The sequence below is a fragment of the Proteus appendicitidis genome (assembly GCF_030271835.1).
Lineage (GTDB): Bacteria > Pseudomonadota > Gammaproteobacteria > Enterobacterales > Enterobacteriaceae > Proteus > Proteus appendicitidis.
The window spans coordinates 883535-901359 of record NZ_CP127389.1 but is presented as its reverse complement, the minus strand read 5'-3'; the positions used below and the strand labels follow the sequence as shown (position 1 = coordinate 901359).

Genomic DNA, 17825 nt, shown 5'->3' with positions numbered 1-17825 from the left:
CATGAAATTGAAAACCCTCTCTACACTCGTTGCTGCTGGTCTGGCTCTGTCTGCGGTTAGCTTATCAACAAATGCGGCTGGTCGCTTAGTGGTTTACTGTAGTGCGACAAATGCAATGTGTGAAGCTGAAACAAAAGCCTTTGCCGAAAAGTATGATGTTAAAACAACCTTCGTTCGTAATGGTTCAGGAAGTACTTTAGCTAAAATCGAAGCTGAAAAACGTAATCCACAAGCTGACGTTTGGTATGGCGGTACAATGGACCCTCACTCACAAGCGGGTGAAATGGATCTGCTAGAGCCTTACGTTTCGCCTAATCTTGATCAGATCATGCCACAATTTCGTGATCCGGCTAAACGCAAAGGTAACTACTCTTCTGCAGTTTATGTCGGTATTTTAGGTTTTGGCGTCAATAAAGATCGCTTAAAAGAAAAAGGTATCGCCATTCCAACGTGCTGGAAAGATTTAATTAAACCTGAATATAAAGGTGAAATTCAAATTGCCGATCCACAAAGTTCGGGAACCGCTTACACGGCACTAGCAACCTTTGACCAATTATGGGGCACTGAACAAGCCTTTGATTATCTAAAGAAAATCAATACAAATATCTCTCAATACACCAAATCAGGTATTGCTCCCGCACGAAATGCAGCCCGTGGTGAAGCAGCCATTGGTATTGGCTTCCTACATGATTACTCATTAGAAGTTGAAAATGGCGCTCCACTTGAATTGATTTCACCTTGTGAAGGTACAGGCTATGAAATCGGTGGTGTCAGTATCATTAAAAATGCCCGCAATATGGATAACGCAAAATTATTCGTAGATTGGACACTCTCAAAAGAAGCTCAGGAAATTAGCTGGAAAGAAGGTAAATCTTACCAAATTCTAACCAATACCTCGGCTGAATCTTCACCAATGGCACTGAAATTATCAGACTTAAAACTCATTAACTACGACATGGATAAATATGGCGATAGTGAAGTACGTAAGGAACTGATTAATAAGTGGGTTACCGAAGTAAAAATGGGTAAATAGCCCATTAACAGAGCGAGATAACCTCTCGCTCTCTTTTTCTCATAATAATAAATACAGTTACTCTCGGGGGATTTATGTCTCACACACTCGCTTTACCTGAAAAAAAGAGGCGGGATCCCATATTTTTATGGATCCTAATTGCATGGATGGCATTTGCTTTACTGCCATCATGGAGCCTTGATTACGGTCTTTTAGATTCTACAGCAGATGAATTGCTCACCTCTTACGGCTGGAGTAGCGTTAATATTAGTTGGCTCTGGTTTTTATTACCAAGCTTGCTGATCTTTCGTCCATTAACTGCGCCTAAGCGTGAAAATCGCACTCGCCACTATTTTGACGCGGGTTTTGCCCTATTTTGTGCATTTATTACGATAGTCAGCGCCACACTTGAAGGACGTGGATTAGGTTATTCGGCGATCATCCTCTTTATTTCTCTGGGAATGATCATGAAAACCGCCTTAACACGCCTTGAATGGCTAGGTGGTGATAGCTTTGTTATTGGCTCTTTGATAGCCGTTGTTGCTCTCATCGGTGCTTTTATTATCTTCCCTAGTATCGCTATTTTTATTCCGATGTTTAAAGATAGCGCAGGCAATTTTGCACCTTTTGAGTTTATCGCGATTTTAAGCCAAGCTCATATTGTGCAAGTGATGCTCAACTCTATTGTGCTTTCTATTGCCGTAGGGATAGGCTGTACTTTCTTTGGTTTAATTCTGGCAATTTATACGTCTCGTATAGCGGTACGCTCTGCCATTATTGGTCGTGTATTTTCTATATTACCTATCGTTACTCCCCCTTTTGTTGTCGGTTTAGGAGTGACGTTAATGATGGGACGCTCTGGTTATGTAACAGAGTTTCTCGCCACTTACGCAGGGCTTGAAAATACCAACTGGTTATATGGTTTTACAGGGATTTGGTTGGCGCAAGTGCTCGCGTTTACGCCTATGTCTTTTATGATTTTAGATGGTGCGATTAAAACCATTCACCCTTCATTAGAAGAAGCCTCTTACACCTTAAGAGCCAACCGTTACCAAACGTTCTTTAACGTCTTTATGCCGTTACTTAAGCCGGCTTTAGCCAATGCGTTTTTAATTGTGATTGTGCAATCTCTTGCTGACTTTAGTAACCCACTCGTTTTAGGCGGTAACTTTGACGTTATTGCGACACAAATTTATTTCTATATCACCGGCTCTCAGCTTGATTATCAATCAGCCAGTACATTAGGTGCATCACTGTTAGTTTTCTCACTATTGGTGTTCTGTGTGCAATATATGTGGATTGGTAAACGTTCTTACGTCACGGTATCAGGTAAATCTTATCGCGGTGATGTTCAGCCTCTGCCATCGTCACTGATTGCGTTTGTCACAACCGTTCTCGGTATTTGGGTTGTCTTTAATATTCTGCTCTATGGCAGTATTTTCTACGGCAGTTTCACCGTTAACTGGGGCGTTGATTACACCTTAACACTTGATAACTTTATCAAACTATTTGGTCAAGGAATGAGCGACGGTGCATGGCCTTCGTTGTTAGATACCTTGTTATATGCAGGTATTGCAGCGCCAATTACCGCTATTCTTGGACTATTAATTGCCTATATCGTGGTACGCCAAGACTTTAAAGGTAAAAAAAGTATCGAGTTCACAACCATGCTTTGTTTTGCCGTACCAGGAACCGTCGCTGGTGTCTCTTATATTCTTGCGTTTAATGATTCGCCTTTCTATTTAACGGGAACGGCGGCAATTGTCATTATTTCGATGACAATGCGTAACGTACCTGTAGGAATACGTGCGGGTATTGCGGGGCTGGGGCAAATTGATAAATCGCTTGATGAAGCTTCTTTAAGTTTAAGAGCGAACTCCATGAGAACCATTTTCTATGTGTTATTACCGTTATTGCGCCCTGCTATTTTGTCTGCGCTGATTTATAGCTTTGTGCGCGCAATCACTACAGTTAGTGCCATTGTCTTCCTTGTTACACCAGATACACGCGTGGCAACTGCTTATATTTTAAACCGCGTTGAAGATGGTGAATACGGTGTCGCAATTGCCTACGGCTCGATTTTAATCGTCGTCATGTTGGCAATTATTTTCTTATTTGATTATTTGATTGGCGAAGCCCGTGTTTCACGCTCTAAAGCCAAAAATGCACAGTAATACGGAGTATAAATCATGACACAACAACATTTCGTTGAACTGAAAAATGTAATTAAGCGTTTTGGCACTAACACGGTGATTGAAGATCTCAGTTTGTCTATTCCACAAGGCAAAATGGTTTCATTATTAGGGCCTTCAGGTTGCGGTAAAACCACGGTATTACGTTTAGTCGCGGGATTAGAAAAACCGACAGAAGGGAAAATTTTCATTGATGGTGAAGATGTTACCGATCGCTCAATTCAGCAACGCGATATCTGTATGGTGTTTCAGTCTTATGCCCTTTTCCCTCATATGTCATTGGGAGAAAACATTGGCTATGGTTTAAAAATGCTAGGACGTCCGAAGGCTGAAATTAAACAACGTGTTTCCGAAGCCTTAGATCTGGTGGATTTAGCGGGCTTTGAAGACCGTTTTGTTGACCAAATTTCAGGAGGACAGCAACAACGTGTCGCTTTAGCTCGCGCCTTAATTTTAAAACCTAAAGTGCTGCTTTTTGATGAACCATTAAGTAACCTTGATGCCAATTTACGTCGTAGTATGAGAGAGAAAATTCGTGAGTTACAACAACAGTTTAATATCACCTCTCTTTATGTAACCCATGATCAAAGTGAAGCATTTGCGGTTTCTGATATGGTTTTAGTAATGAATAAAGGGAAGATAATGCAATTAGGTTCACCGCAAAATCTTTATCGTCAACCCGCGTCTGAATTTATGGCAAGTTTTATGGGAGATGCAAACTTATTCCCTGCCACATTGGGCGCTGATTATGTTGAGATCTTCCACTATCGCCTACCAAAACCAGACACGTTTAACACCACGAAAACCGAAGTTAGAGTGGGAGTTAGACCAGAAGCGATCACCTTATCTCAACAAGGCGATGCTTGTCAGCAATGCAAAATCGTCCATGTCGCTTATATGGGACCTCAATATGAAGTGACCGTGGAATGGCAAAATCAAACTTTGCTATTACAAGTCAATGCGACTCAGCTTCAGCCTAGCGTAGGCGACAGTTACTATCTGCAAATCCATCCTTATGGCATGTTTATCCTAGAATAAGAATATTTATCTTAAAGGTACCTTTCAGGTGCCTTTTTCATTTCTGCTTCACCCTCCCATAAAAAATATTTTTATTTAAAAATTACAATAAGTTATAAAAATTTTGTCTTTTTGAAAAAATCATCACTTGCTAATGATAATTATATTTACTTACAATATTTACAAAATGTTATGTTATAACATTTTAAAACAAAGGAGGTTATCAAAATGAAAAAATCGGTTTTCAGTTATACAACGCTTTTTATTTCAATAAGTTACTCTTTATTTGCGAATGCAAACACCACAATAAAAACAGAGGAAAAACCACAAAGTGAGGTATTAAAGGTTTATTCAACGCCTTTACAAACATCAGCAGAAAAAATGGCAACACCTGTTGCAGTTTTTACACAAGAAGATCTGCGAGCTAATCGTAGTGCATCTATTGCAGAAACATTGACATCTCTACCTGGTTTTCATGCCAGCTTTTTTGGTGGAGGTTCAGTACATCCAGTTATTCGGGGAATGTCAGGAAATCGAGTCAAAGTATTACACAGTGGTAGTGATCTTATGGATGTTTCATCTATTGGTGCAGATCACGCGATCACCAGTGAACCTTTTTTAAGCCAACGTATTGAAGTGTTAAAAGGATCTGCAACATTACTTTATGGTGGAGGTACGATAGGTGGCGCCATTAATGTTATTGATAGCAAAATTCCTATGTCAGTGCCTGAAAAAGGCTACGACGGCGAATTACAGTATCAATACGATTCCGTTTCTAAGGGGAATATAGGGGCAGCCGGATTAACATTAGGACAAGATAATTTAGCTCTGCGTATTGAAGGCACGAAACGTTATCAAAGCGATTACAACCAACCAGCACCTTTGCATCAAGGAGAGTCTCGCCGTTTAGCTGGCTCTTATCAAGATAACCAATCTGCAAATATCGGTGCATCGTGGATCTTTGATGATGGTTATATTGGGATTGGCTATGGTGAACAACATCGCCGATATGGATTACCTGGCCATACTCATTTTCATGATCATGAGGAGGAACATCATCACGTTTCTACTCACCCTCCTGTAACCGGTCATCATCATGATCACAATCATGAATACCCTGATGAACAACATGAACATGGCATTCCCTATATTATTATGGAGAGTAAACGATGGGATCTACGTGGTGAAAAAAGTAATCCATTTACCGGTGTTGAATCGGTACGTTTCAGTGCGGCCAGAACCCATTATCATCATGATGAAAAAGAAGGTCATGAAGTTAGTACCCAATTTAAAAACAAAGGAGATGAATTAAGATTTTCTTTCACACATCAACCTATTTTAGGCTGGCGTGGTGTTATTGGTGGGCAATTTAATCAACGTGATTTTAGTGCTTATGGAGAAGAAGCTTATGTACCATCAACAAAAACCAAAAATCACGCCCTCTTTTTATTAGAAGAATACCAATTAGGTGATTTTCGCTATGAATTAGGCTTTCGCCAAGAGTGGCAATCACTGTTAAATAGAGAAACGCAAAAAAACAATAAGCAGAATGCATCTTCTATTTCTGCTGGATTAGCGTGGAATTTTACACAAGACTATTTTTTAAATTTATCACTATCACACACGAAAAGATTACCGGTAGCAGAAGAGCTTTACGCGAATGGTGTTCATGCTGCAAGTCGAACTATTGAAAAAGGCGATCCTAATTTAACCGCAGAGGCAGCAAATAATATTGATATTGGAATAACTAAAGTTACAGGTGATATTCAATTCAATATTAGCTCCTATTATAACCGTATTAATAATTATATTTACGGTCAGTTTACTGGCACTGAATTAAATAATGGTTATCGTTCATTACAATATGTTCAAAATGATGCACAATTTAAAGGTATAGAAGGTAATATTGATTATTACTATAACCAAGATAGCTTAATTGGTATTTCTGGTGATTATGTTAGAGCAAAATTACTGCATAATAAGGGAAATATACCAAGAATACCGGCTTATCGTTTAAGTACTTATATTAAACATAGTATTACAGATAATTTAACTGGACAAATCCGTGTTGACCATTTTGGAAAACAAAATAAAACGGCAGACTATGAAACACCAACAGATGCTTATAATACGGTTAGTTTAGGTAGTGAATATATCGGTTATTTAGATCAAACCCATTATACCTTATATGCCAAAATTAATAATATCTTTGATGCAAAAGGAAAAGACAGTACCTCTTATATTAAAGATGAAATGTATTTACCGGGTCGTAATATTATCTTAGGCGCCACTCTTACATTCTAAGTATAAAACAATAATTATGAAAAAAAGTAAATTCTCTATTATTTTACTTATGCTTTTGTCGTCTCCTTTATATGGAAAAGAGAATAATAAAGATAAAAGCAAAGAAAAAGAACTACCAAACGATGTTATTACTGTTAAAGCAGCATCAATAAAAAACAAAGAGACATTCTCTTCATTGTTACTGAATAATCGGGAAGAGATAAAAGGAAAACAACTTGAACAAATAAAGTCCAATACAATTGGCAATACCGTTTCAAAAGTCGCAGGAGTACAAGCAGAAGGTTTTGGTCCTAATGCCGCAAGACCTGTTATTCGTAGCATGTCTGGAAATAGAGTGGGTATTTTAGTCAATAACCTTCCTATTAATGATATTTCATTTATTAGCGGAAATATGCCTATTCCCATTGATATGAATAGAATTAATGAAATATCGATCAGTAAAAACTCTGAAGCACTGCTTTATGGCGGTAGTAGCAGTGGTGGTGCAATTCATTTGTGGGATGATAGGATAATGACACAGTTGCCTGAAAAAGCGATTTCAGGCGCCGTGACATTTAATGGAAGTACTAATAACGGTAATGGTGGATCAGCAAATATTAAATTCAGTAATGAAGAAAACTGGGTGTTTAATATTTCGGGTGCCACTAAACGTGTTACTAGATATAAAATTCCAACACATTCTAAAGCAGCACCTTGTTATAGCTATCAGCAACTAAAAAGTCACTTTGCGTTACGTGATCAATGCCAAGTTGATATGAAAGTATTTACCAGCCGCAATCCTGAAGCTTACCCTTACATTAGTGAGTTTTGGAAAAAATACAAAGTTGAATATGAATTAAGCGAAGATGATAAATATACTTTTAAAGATAAAGATTATTTTTCAGGTATTGGCTATGTTGATAATGAAGCTAACTCACAATATAAACCCGGTAGCCCCACATCCATTGAACATGTGACACCACCCAAACATTATGTTGAAAATGATAATAAAGAAATTCCTAATAGCTTTTTAAAAAGTCAAAGTGGTAATGCATCACTCTCTTATATTGGCGATGATGGTTATTTAGGTCTATCTGTTACTGATTTTCAAACATCTTATGGTGTACCGGGATATGCCTATCTCACATCGAAAACGACACGAGAAATGTACAAACCTATTTCGGTTTCAAACCATAATCGACGAATAGATATACAAGGAAAACATTATCACTTAACGCCTTTTTTAAGGGACAGTGCTTTTTATTACTCTTATTCTGAATCGAAAGATGAAGAATTGGTGGGGCAAATTGCATCCTCGATATTTGAGACAAAAAGTCACCAATTAGCCTTGGAAACTGCACACACCCCGCTCTTTAATCGAGTAAATGGTGCTGTTGGAATTAACGGTAATTATCGTGACCTGAAAACGTCGGGCTATGATGCTTATTTACCCAGTGTATTAACCAAAGAATACGGGATCTATTGGGTTGAGTCGCTAAATTTATCTCCTTTTGAAATTACTGCGGGATACCGTAAAGGCTATACTCACCATCATTTAAATATTCCCGATAATTATAATAGCGGTCGAGGACAAGGCTCCAATCTGCAAAATCGTCATTTTGATACAAGTGCAAATACACTAGCCTTATCTTTTACGCCAGTTGATGAATGGACATTAAAACTACAACAAAATATTGCTTATCGAGCGCCAGAAATTAATGAGCTTTATACACATGGCCCACATTATGCTTATTTAATTGAAGAACAGGGAAAGAGTGAATTTAATACCGAAAAAAGTAAAAGTATTGAATTATCATCTGTTATTGAGATAGGTAATTTCTCTAATAAGATTAATTTGTATAAAACAGACTACAGTGATTTTAAATTTAGACGATTAACAGGAGTTAGCCGTGGTGGGGTTACCGTTATGGAATGGGATGAAACGGATCTAGAAACAAAAGGATTAGAATACGAATTTAAGTATTTATATGAAATGCCTCACGAGCATAATCTTACATTTACACTATTTGGTGATTTTGTTGAAAACAAAAGTAAAAGAAAGCTCTTTATTGCAGGTAATTATTTGCCTAATCTTCCCAATGAAAAACATGGTATTAGCCTTAATTACCAGCATGGTGAATTAACCGCATTTAGCACTGCGACTTACTATAAAAAACAAAAAGAAAGTGGTGGATTAATGTATGGCGGGGATATTACCTTCCCTTCTTACACATTAGTTGATGCCGGTATTGGTAAAAAATATCATCTTGATAAATTGGATGTTTCTGTTGATTTTATTATTAATAATCTCACCAATACAGAAGCAAGACCGGCATCTTCTCAATTAAAATATTTAGCCCCATTACCGGGTCGAAACTATGGGGTAAATGTCAAAATTGATTTTTAATACCTTCTAATTTAGCAAGATATAAAGTAAGCGAGGCACCCAATGGGTGCCTCTTTTTTTATGATTATAATACTACGACATTTTCCCCTGGTGTGACATCCTGGTGTGAATGTTTGATGTAACACTTGGTTTAATCCATTGTTACTATATTATTGTTTTATATAATAATTACTGGATACTCGTACTGCTCCCTTTTGTTTTATAGGGAATGATAAAGATAAACCTTATCGCCCCTGCTCTACGCTCTATTTTCCTTGAGCGAGATATTTTTGCATTTCATCTGCTGGAACCATACCGCCACCCGTCGCCCATACTAAATGCGTTGCATTTTGCATTTTTTGACTGTCTAGTGATAAACCTTGCAGATAATCTTTAGCTTGAGCGACATGTACCGCCCCCTTCATTCCAGCTAAAGCCGAAGGTTCTAACTTAATTCCTTCTTCTTTATTTAATAAACTGAGTAAGTCATAAAGCTCTTGGTCATCAATAGTGTAATAACCATCAATTAAGCGCTCCATTGCTCGACCAACAAATCCTGATGCACGACCGACAGCAAGACCATCAGCAGCTGTTATGTTATCAATACCAATCTCTTGTACAGAGATGCCTTCGTGTAATTGGGTATAAACACCCAATAACATACAAGGTGAGTGTGTTGGCTCTGCAAATAAGCAGTGTACTGCATCTCCAAATGCCAGTTTTAGCCCAAAAGCAACACCACCAGGACCACCACCAACACCACAAGGCAGATAAACAAACAGAGGATGTTCACTATCAACACGAACACCTTGTTCTTCAAATTGGCGTTTTAAACGTAATCCAGCTACCGCATAACCCAAGAATAATGTTTTTGAGTTTTCATCATCGATAAAGAAACAGTTAGGATCTTTCTCTGCTTCTTTACGACCTTCTTCTACCGCAATGCTGTAATCTTGTTCATATTCAACAACATTAACGCCATGAGAACGTAATTTATCTTTCTTCCACTGACGTGCATCAGCAGACATATGAACACTCACGCTAAAGCCTAATTTCGCACTCATGATCCCAATAGACATACCTAAGTTGCCTGTGGAGCCTACAGCGATACTATATTGGCTAAAGAATTCACGGAATTTGTCAGAAAATAATTTTTCATAATTATCCTCTGTACTTAATAATCCCGCGTTGATCGCCAATTTTTCAGCATGAGTCAGTACTTCATAAATCCCACCACGCGCTTTAATTGAACCTGAAATAGGAAGATGACTATCCTTTTTCAAGCACAATTGACCGCTAATAGGTGTGTTATAACGCTTTTCAAGAGCAACTTTCATCTTAGGAATATCAACGACTTCTGATTCGATAATTCCTTGAGTAACCGCTGTTTCTGGAAATGCTTTCGCTAAATAAGGCGCAAAACGTTGTAGTCGTGCTTGTGCATCAATTACGTCATCTTGCGTTAAACCAACATATGGAAGTCCCTGGTCAGTGGTGGTCACTTTTGGGTTAAACCAAACCACTTCTTTTAAGTCCACTAAGTCACGAACTAGTGGAAAATTACTTATTAATTTATTTATATCTATATGGTTCATAGTCGTTCTCTTTTATATGACAAAAGAAAGCATAAATGTACCGCCTAATGCGACAAAGGAGGCAATAAAGGTCGCGACACTGTAAAAACGAAAAGTTTCACTTAAAGTTGCATTACAATACTGTTTCACTAACCAAAACAGTGAGTCTGTGACGATGGTACAACCAATAGCACCTGAACCAATTGCTAATGTAATAATTTCAGGGCTAATGTCTGGGTATAAAGGCATTAATGGTGCAACAATTGCAGTAGCCCCCATCATTGCAACAGTTGCAGAGCCAACAGCAGCATGAAGGATAATGGCAACTAACCAAGCCAATAAAATAGGATGCATATCTAAGTTAGAAAGAATTAACGCTAAAGATTCACTTAAACCACTGCCTTTTAAAATGCCGTTAAAAGCACCACCCGCACCAATAATTAATAGGATATTGGCAATAGAGCTAAAGCTATCTTCTGTTTTCTTCAATAACGTATTCATGCCCATATTACGGCGAATACCTAATATATAATAAGCAACAAAGGCAGCAATGAACATCGCAGTAATTGGATTACCAATAAACTGTAATGCAGTATAAATCGATGTGCCTTTAGTCATATTTAATTCTGCGGCTGTTTTTATCAGCATCAGAACAATAGGTAATAAGACAGTAAATAGTGTGGCACCTAATGAAGGCAAATCTTTTTCTTCACGAATTTCCATATCAGAAAATTCTTCAGGCACTGTTTTAAATGGTAAGCGTTCGCCTAACATTTTTAAGAATAAAGGGCCACCAACTAAAGATGCAACTAAACCAACGGCAAGACCCGCAACAATAACGGTTCCCATATCTGCCCCTAATTCATTAGTCACGAATAGAGCTGCAGGATGAGGAGGAACAATACAGTGAACAGCCATTAATGCTGTACATAATGGAATAGCTAATTTTAATAATGAAGTATTTGTTTTTTTCGCAATAGAGAAAGCAAGGGGAATAAGTAATACCACACCCACTTCAACAAAGAGTGTAATACCACAAATAAGACCAACCAATACCATAATAACGTCTGGAGATAACCAACGGCATTTTTGTAATGTAATACCGATGCGTTCTGCGGCACCTGATATTTCCATCATCTTACCAAGGATCGTTCCTAAACCGATAATTGCTGCTAAAAATCCTAATGTACCACCAATACCGTTTTCAATCGCATTTACCATTTCTAAAGGATTCATCTTCATTGCAGTACCCACAAAGAAGCTTGCCAATAGTAAGGCTAAAAATGGATGAAACTTAAGTTTTATTATAGTAAAAACAATGAGCAAGATACTAATTACAAGAGTACCTAGCACCCATAATGTTGAATCCATATATCCATCCCAAATATTTTATTTATTGTTATTCATATTGAATATTAATCATTCCTGACTTACAAATGATGAAAATTTACACTAAGATGAAACCAGTTAATTCAAATAAGTGATCAACAGCACAAATAATCACATTATGATGAATAGTAGCATGGTATTTCATCTTAACATTACCTTGATTGTTAACTCGCGTTACTATTAATAACAAAACGAGAATAAAAGAATGTTTGAATCTTCTAGCGTGATTTTAAGAAATAAACGATTATCCAGTTATCAATTAGCAAGACTTCACACTTTTGAAGCAACAGGTCGCCATCTTTCATTCGCTTTAGCGGCAGAGGAACTGTCATTAACGCCCAGCGCCATTAGCCATCGTATTAATACATTAGAAGAAGAGTTGAGTATTAAGCTATTTAACCGCTTTCATCGCCGAATAGAACTAACAGAAGAAGGTGAACGAATTTATTGGGCGCTTAAAAAAACGCTAGAAGATATTAACCAAGAAATTTTAGATATTCATAACCAAGAAGTCTCAGGCATTCTCACCGTTTATTCACGACCTTCTATTGCCCAATGTTGGTTAGTTCCTCGTATTTCAGATTTTACTGAACGTTACCCATCGATTGAATTAAATTTACTCACAGGAAATGATGATATTAACTTTCGAGGTTATGGTATTGATCTCGCAATCTATTTTGATGATAAGCAACTGCAAAACCTTTATTGCGAAGATTTAATTTCAGAATCTATTATTCCTGTATGTAGCCCAGAATACGCAAAAAAGCATGAGCTTATTGGCAATATTCATCATCTTTCTAATTGTACTTTGCTACATGATAGGCAAGCTTGGAGTAATAACTCTGATTTCGACGAGTGGCGAGCTTGGAGCGAATATATGGGGCTTTCTCTTTTTCCTAATCGTAGCAATATCTGTTTTGATCGCTCTGATCTTGCCGTTATTGCTGCGGCTAACCACTCAGGCGTGGCTATGGGAAGAAAACGTTTAGTGCAAAAACAACTGGCTAGTAAAGAATTGATTATTCCTTTTGATAATAGCGAGCTGTTTTGTGCTCAGCGTTATTATCTTGTCACTCGAAATGAAAAGAATAATGCAAAAGTACAGCTTTTCATTCAGTGGCTGAAAAAGCAAATCAAGGAAAGTATGTGATTTTTTTAAGGAAAATCTGATGAAAGAGATGACTTAGCAACTATAATTATATTTTGATATATTAATAAATTGAGATAATAATATAAATTGAATAATTTTACTTTAGCAGAAATAAATTATAAAAATTATATTTAATTAACTGTATGAGTATTGATTTTTAAAATCAGAAAAACATAATACCTTCTAACGTCTAGGAGGTTTTCTTATGTCTATTGCAAAAAAAGTAAGAATAAAAATAAGTCGAATGACACCAGGAACTGTATTCTTAGTAAACGAATTTTATTTTTATAAAAAAGCTAAAAATGCCACATTAAAAGCTATTGCAAATTATATCAAAAACGACGAGCTAAAAAGGCAGTTTGGGTATTTATATCGATTAGCTAAAGGTTTATATTATAAAGAAGAAAAAGGTATATTAGGAAAATTACCACCTTCATATCACGCTGTTTTATCTGCACTTCTTATTTCAAAAAAACAGCAAGTCGGGTTTATTGCAGGGCATGCCCTTTTTAATCAAAAAGGTTTATCAACACAAATACCTACAGTCACTACAATTATCACATCTAAAAAAACGCCTTCTTTTATTAATCTCCGAGGAATTAAAATAGAGGTAATAAAACAAAAAGAGATAAAAAAAGAAAATATAAAGATAAATGAATTCGCATACATATTAAATAATATAGAAAAAATTCAAGATATAGAGAGTGAAATTATTATACATTCGATTAAAGAATATATTCATCTAATTTCATCTGATTATAAAAAATTTGTTCTACTTTATAAAAAATTGAATTATAAAAAAACAAAAGCATTATTGGGCGCACTAATGGAAGAATATCTAAAAACTTATGATGTAGACATAGAAAATTTAATTTGGAAAGTAAAAAATGATTTGAACCAAAAGAGTAAATATCACTTTAATAATATTTCTAATTATATCACCTATAGAAAAAACTGGAATATTGTATTTTGATACTACATAAAAATGAACACCGCTCTCTATTTATTGAAACAATAAAAAAGACATCCGAAAAATTCAACATTCCATCATCTTATGTAGAAAAAGACTATTACTTAACAAATGCGTTATTGAGAATATCAAAATCTATTTATTGTAATAATGTTATTTTTAAAGGTGGAACATCTCTATCAAAAATCTATAAAGCAATTGATAGATTTTCAGAAGATATTGATCTTGCCATCTTACCTAATACAAATTGGAAAGATGCAAAGATAAAAAAAATCATCAAAGAAATTATTCATCTTGCAACAATAGACTTAGAAGATTCTGGAGAAAAATTTAATAATGGCTCAAGGTTTAGAAAAAAACGCTACAAATACCCCAGAATTGATAGTTCTGAATTATTAGGCGAGGTTAAAGATACACTACTCTTTGAATGTAATGCTTACACAACACCTTCCCCAATAATAAAAAGAAATATTTGTTCATTAATAGCTGAATGGGCAATAGCATCTGAGCAAGATCACTTAATTAATACCTATCAGTTAAATGATTTTCCATTCTTAGTACTTTGTTGGAAAAGAACATTTTGTGAGAAAATTCTAGGATTACTTACAGCATCTTCAAAAGGTTTACTTAAAGACAAAGTAAGACATTTTTATGATTTAACACAGCTAAACAGAGTCCAAGAAATAAAACGTTTTATCAATTGTGACAATACATTCTTTGATTTGCTCTCAATTTCAATTGAAAATGATATGACTCATTTTGAAAAAGAAAAACTATCGTGGATCACAGAAGATCTCAGTAAGAATGAACTCTTTTTAAATTTTAGTCAGATTTGGGATGAAATAAAATCCTCTTACTATGGAGATTTTCAAAAAATGATCATTTATAAAGAAAATATGCCAACTAAAAATGAAATAGAAGATACCTTTATGTTAATAAAATCAAGGCTCTACTCTTATTCTCAATCATCTTCTTATCTCAACTTAATAGCAAAATCCTAACTCAAACATCGATAAGCATCATATTCTCGGTAATAGTTAATTTCTTCAATAACCCACTGCAACGTTTTTTGTTGTGCTTGTTGTGTTTGATAAAATAATGCTAAATCACAAACCACCATCCAGCCGTGTAAATTTTTATTTTCAACTGCCTTTGGCATTTCCATATCATCGTCATCAAGGTAAATCTCATCATCAGGTAATTCTTGGATGTAATCCCAAGGAATATAATAAAAAATGGTCTGCTTAGGATGACTATTCCAAGTTGCAATCTCAGTATAAATCCATTCATTTGATTCAAGCATTGAGAGTGATGCAAGCAACTCACTCAGAGTTTGAAATCTCTTTATCATTTACTTTTCCCCTCAAATGCTACTTTTATTTAAAATAAACCCGCAATTAGCGGGTTTATTAATTATTAATTATTAATTCTAAACGTCTATGATCTTATTTAGCCAAAAAGTGTTTATCTTCAATCACAATTAAAGGTTCAATATCACTCTCTTTTTTAATAACTAGAGTAGGGTCTGAACGTAAACAACAACCGCCATAATGCCCACCCACTGTAAAGGTGCAAACTTGGATATAACGATTTGCTACTTTTGGTAAACACCATAATTCTTGGTAAATATTTTCTTGATGATCAAATTGACCACTGGTTTCATCTAACACGTTATCTTTATGATCGACTAAACCAATGTTATTACCACAACGCCCCGCTATCGGTTTAACCGCATAACCACTTTGTGTAAGACGAGGTGTCACTGTGAAATCCGTATCTAACAAATAAGGGTTATCAGGGAACAATTGCCATAAAATAGGTAGAATCGCTTTATTACTAGGAATAAGAGTCCAAAGAGGCTCAAAAACGGTAATTTCAGGACGTAAAAGCACATCGACCAAACGGACTTCGCCTTCAGGATGCCCCGTACGAATAGGGATCAGTGCTTGTTGCTCACTCTCTTCTCTTAGTTGGTCTAACGCCGTTTCCCAAGCCCATGTTTTCCAAACACATTCAACAACACGCTTGTCTGCATCAATCAATTGCCCACGACTATTCCAATGAAGTTCATTTAACCCACGCAGAATTTTACTGTTATAACCTGCTTGGGTCAGTGACTGTTGCATAAAGAGAGCGTGATAATCTTCTTCACTATCATCATCTTGAAGAATATGCACAAAAGGTTTTGCGTCACAGTGCTTCCAAGCATCCGCTAATGCATCAAGTAAGCGTTCGCCGGGGTTAAAGCCCTCTTTAATTCCACCTTTTTGCGCCCATTTTTCGATAATTAAACCAGCTTCTGTATGGCAAGAGGCTGAGTCAGCATTATATTCATAAACTTTGACACCTCTTTCATCCATACAAAAATCTAATCGTCCCGTGATCATTTGATGGCGTCTGTTTTGCCATGACAAACGAATACGAGGCCACAACACTTCAGGGATATCGAATAAACGCAGTAGCTTATCGTCTTTCAAGACTTTTTCAGTTGCATGCAAATACATCAAATGCATTTCATTACTTGCGCGAATAAGTTCCTGTTCTGCACTTTCTGAAATGGTGAAATATTCATAGCTATCTTGATTGATAATATGACCATGTTGCGCAAGGACATAAGCTTTTTCTAGTGGCGAGCTTTCATCTAACCATTTGCCATCTAATTGACCTTTATTATCAAGCTGTTCGGCATGAATATTTAATAGTTCTGGTGTAATTTTAGGTTGAGGAAGGCTATAAGCATTAGGCTCTGTTTGGATCATCCAACCTAATAGCGTTGTATTATCAAAAGTATCTTGAATAAAGTAACCGTTATCCGTCACTTTAAGCGGTAATTCTCGAGTCCATTGTTGCCCTGCGGGTAATCGAGTATGGATAACATTTTGCTCTGCAATACGAATTTTATCTTCAAGCACTTCAGTAATAACAGCAACATGCCCTGTTACTTTAAATTCGCCACCTTCTTGCCAAATCAATAAAGCACCCACTGCTGGTGGTTGTTTGCTACCATTTGCAAAGGCTTGTAATGGCAATATATCGTCATCGATGGTTTTACGTAAAAAACGCAGTGAGAAGATCTCATAAGCCATTCCCACATCAGTAAATACAGCGCCATAATGCAAATAGAGAAAACGGCGAGCAAACTCAACACACTGCCACTTGTGCCCCATATATTCATTACCAATATAACTACGGAATGAATCATTAGCGGCATAGTCTTCTTTATCAATACTGCTGTAATCTGAAGAGTAAATCGCGACACCACCAGGCGCATAGCCTAGCAATGTTCCAAATGGTTCATGACGAATGATATCTTTTACATTCATAATCTCGACCTTGACGATAAATAGATAACTACCCTGCAATACTTATAATCTGTATAAGTATTATAGATAACAATCTTAACGCTGTAGACCATCAGAAGTGAATGTAATTTTATAAATGACAACAAAATGAAAATTGTTGTTTGAGTTTGATACTCGTTTAAGAAGGGAAATCGCGATGAGATAAAAAAAAACTCAAAAATAACCCATTATAAAAAGCCTATAAAAGGTATTTTCGAGCATAAACACAGTCAAAGAGGGTTTTATCTTTTTTGTTGTAACTGCATTATTTACTCTTTATTAATCATAAATGCGAGCGCAAATAACAGATAAAATGGTGTTTAGGCAATATATAGCACTGTTTATCAAAAAAATCTCGACTATCCTGCTAGGAAAAAGCAGGATATCAAAATAGTTTAATGAAAATTAATATCATCTTATAACGTGATGGGTATAAATAATTCATCCAATTAACCGATAACACAGTAGTATGGATTTTACTCATTCAAGCCGGAGCGCTTGTTTATTTTGA

At 36.2% G+C, this 17825-nt stretch carries 12 protein-coding genes; 8 read left to right on the top strand and 4 right to left on the bottom strand.

Annotated features, from left to right (window positions below; genetic code table 11):
- Position 1 precedes the first annotated feature (1 nt).
- The 5 genes from QQS39_RS04145 to QQS39_RS04125 all read left to right on the top strand — a co-directional run bounded on the left by QQS39_RS04145 (position 2) and on the right by QQS39_RS04125 (position 8911).
- Positions 2–1033 (top strand): ABC transporter substrate-binding protein, encoded by a 1032-nt coding sequence (locus QQS39_RS04145; protein ID WP_069368510.1) that lies wholly within the window; start codon positions 2–4, stop codon positions 1031–1033.
- 74 nt (positions 1034–1107) lie between these two features.
- A complete protein-coding gene (locus QQS39_RS04140; RefSeq protein WP_151434385.1) occupies positions 1108–3186 on the top strand; it encodes an ABC transporter permease in 2079 nt (692 codons plus the stop codon).
- 15 nt (positions 3187–3201) lie between these two features.
- Positions 3202–4242, top strand: a complete 1041-nt coding sequence (gene fbpC / locus QQS39_RS04135; protein ID WP_285805438.1) for a ferric ABC transporter ATP-binding protein — start codon at positions 3202–3204, stop codon at positions 4240–4242.
- Between the two features lie 207 nt (positions 4243–4449).
- The gene (locus QQS39_RS04130; protein ID WP_285805437.1) at positions 4450–6525 is read left to right on the top strand and encodes a TonB-dependent receptor domain-containing protein; all 2076 of its coding nucleotides are present in this window, start codon (positions 4450–4452) and stop codon (positions 6523–6525) included.
- Between the two features lie 16 nt (positions 6526–6541).
- On the top strand, positions 6542–8911 hold the full coding sequence (locus QQS39_RS04125; RefSeq protein WP_285805436.1) for a TonB-dependent receptor plug domain-containing protein: 2370 nt from the start codon (positions 6542–6544) through the stop codon (positions 8909–8911).
- Positions 8912–9156: 245 nt separating this feature from the next.
- Here the strand turns inward: QQS39_RS04125 and dsdA are convergent, their stop codons facing one another.
- A complete protein-coding gene (gene dsdA / locus QQS39_RS04120) occupies positions 9157–10485 on the bottom strand; it encodes a D-serine ammonia-lyase (RefSeq protein WP_285805435.1) in 1329 nt (442 codons plus the stop codon).
- A gap of 12 nt (positions 10486–10497) precedes the next feature.
- Positions 10498–11835, bottom strand: a complete 1338-nt coding sequence (gene dsdX / locus QQS39_RS04115) for a D-serine transporter DsdX (protein WP_196569389.1) — start codon at positions 11833–11835, stop codon at positions 10498–10500.
- A gap of 223 nt (positions 11836–12058) precedes the next feature.
- Between dsdX and dsdC the strand changes: the two genes are divergently transcribed.
- The 3 genes from dsdC (at position 12059) to QQS39_RS04100 (ending at position 14974) form a co-directional block, all read left to right on the top strand.
- Positions 12059–13003 carry a DNA-binding transcriptional regulator DsdC gene (gene dsdC, locus QQS39_RS04110; RefSeq protein WP_285805434.1) on the top strand — a complete coding sequence of 315 codons (945 nt, stop codon included), beginning with the start codon at positions 12059–12061 and terminating at the stop codon, positions 13001–13003.
- 205 nt (positions 13004–13208) lie between these two features.
- A complete protein-coding gene (locus QQS39_RS04105) occupies positions 13209–13976 on the top strand; it encodes a hypothetical protein (protein WP_285805433.1) in 768 nt (255 codons plus the stop codon).
- Positions 13973–14974 (top strand): nucleotidyl transferase AbiEii/AbiGii toxin family protein, encoded by a 1002-nt coding sequence (locus QQS39_RS04100; RefSeq protein ID WP_285805432.1) that lies wholly within the window; start codon positions 13973–13975, stop codon positions 14972–14974. The genes QQS39_RS04105 and QQS39_RS04100 overlap by 4 nt, the downstream gene beginning before the upstream one ends.
- Here QQS39_RS04100 and QQS39_RS04095 read toward each other — a convergent pair.
- Positions 14971–15324 carry a hypothetical protein gene (locus QQS39_RS04095; RefSeq protein ID WP_285805431.1) on the bottom strand — a complete coding sequence of 118 codons (354 nt, stop codon included), beginning with the start codon at positions 15322–15324 and terminating at the stop codon, positions 14971–14973. The genes QQS39_RS04100 and QQS39_RS04095 overlap by 4 nt on opposite strands.
- Positions 15325–15418: 94 nt before the next feature.
- Complete coding sequence (gene gss, locus QQS39_RS04090; RefSeq protein WP_151434376.1) at positions 15419–17296, bottom strand: bifunctional glutathionylspermidine amidase/synthase; 1878 nt, start codon at positions 17294–17296, stop codon at positions 15419–15421.
- Between the last annotated feature and the right edge of the window lie 529 nt (positions 17297–17825).

Bases quoted from the DNA above. Each gene is read 5' to 3' on its own strand.
- QQS39_RS04095 (WP_285805431.1), bottom strand. From the start codon at position 15,324: ATGATAAAGAGATTTCAAACTCTGAGTGAGTTGCTTGCATCACTCTCA.
- gss (WP_151434376.1), bottom strand. From the start codon at position 17,296: ATGAATGTAAAAGATATCATTCGTCATGAACCATTTGGAACATTGCTA.
- QQS39_RS04125 (WP_285805436.1), top strand. From the start codon at position 6,542: ATGAAAAAAAGTAAATTCTCTATTATTTTACTTATGCTTTTGTCGTCT.
- QQS39_RS04145 (WP_069368510.1), top strand. From the start codon at position 2: ATGAAATTGAAAACCCTCTCTACACTCGTTGCTGCTGGTCTGGCTCTG.
- QQS39_RS04130 (WP_285805437.1), top strand. From the start codon at position 4,450: ATGAAAAAATCGGTTTTCAGTTATACAACGCTTTTTATTTCAATAAGT.
- fbpC (WP_285805438.1), top strand. From the start codon at position 3,202: ATGACACAACAACATTTCGTTGAACTGAAAAATGTAATTAAGCGTTTT.
- dsdA (WP_285805435.1), bottom strand. From the start codon at position 10,485: ATGAACCATATAGATATAAATAAATTAATAAGTAATTTTCCACTAGTT.
- QQS39_RS04140 (WP_151434385.1), top strand. From the start codon at position 1,108: ATGTCTCACACACTCGCTTTACCTGAAAAAAAGAGGCGGGATCCCATA.
- dsdX (WP_196569389.1), bottom strand. From the start codon at position 11,835: ATGGATTCAACATTATGGGTGCTAGGTACTCTTGTAATTAGTATCTTG.
- QQS39_RS04105 (WP_285805433.1), top strand. From the start codon at position 13,209: ATGTCTATTGCAAAAAAAGTAAGAATAAAAATAAGTCGAATGACACCA.
- dsdC (WP_285805434.1), top strand. From the start codon at position 12,059: ATGTTTGAATCTTCTAGCGTGATTTTAAGAAATAAACGATTATCCAGT.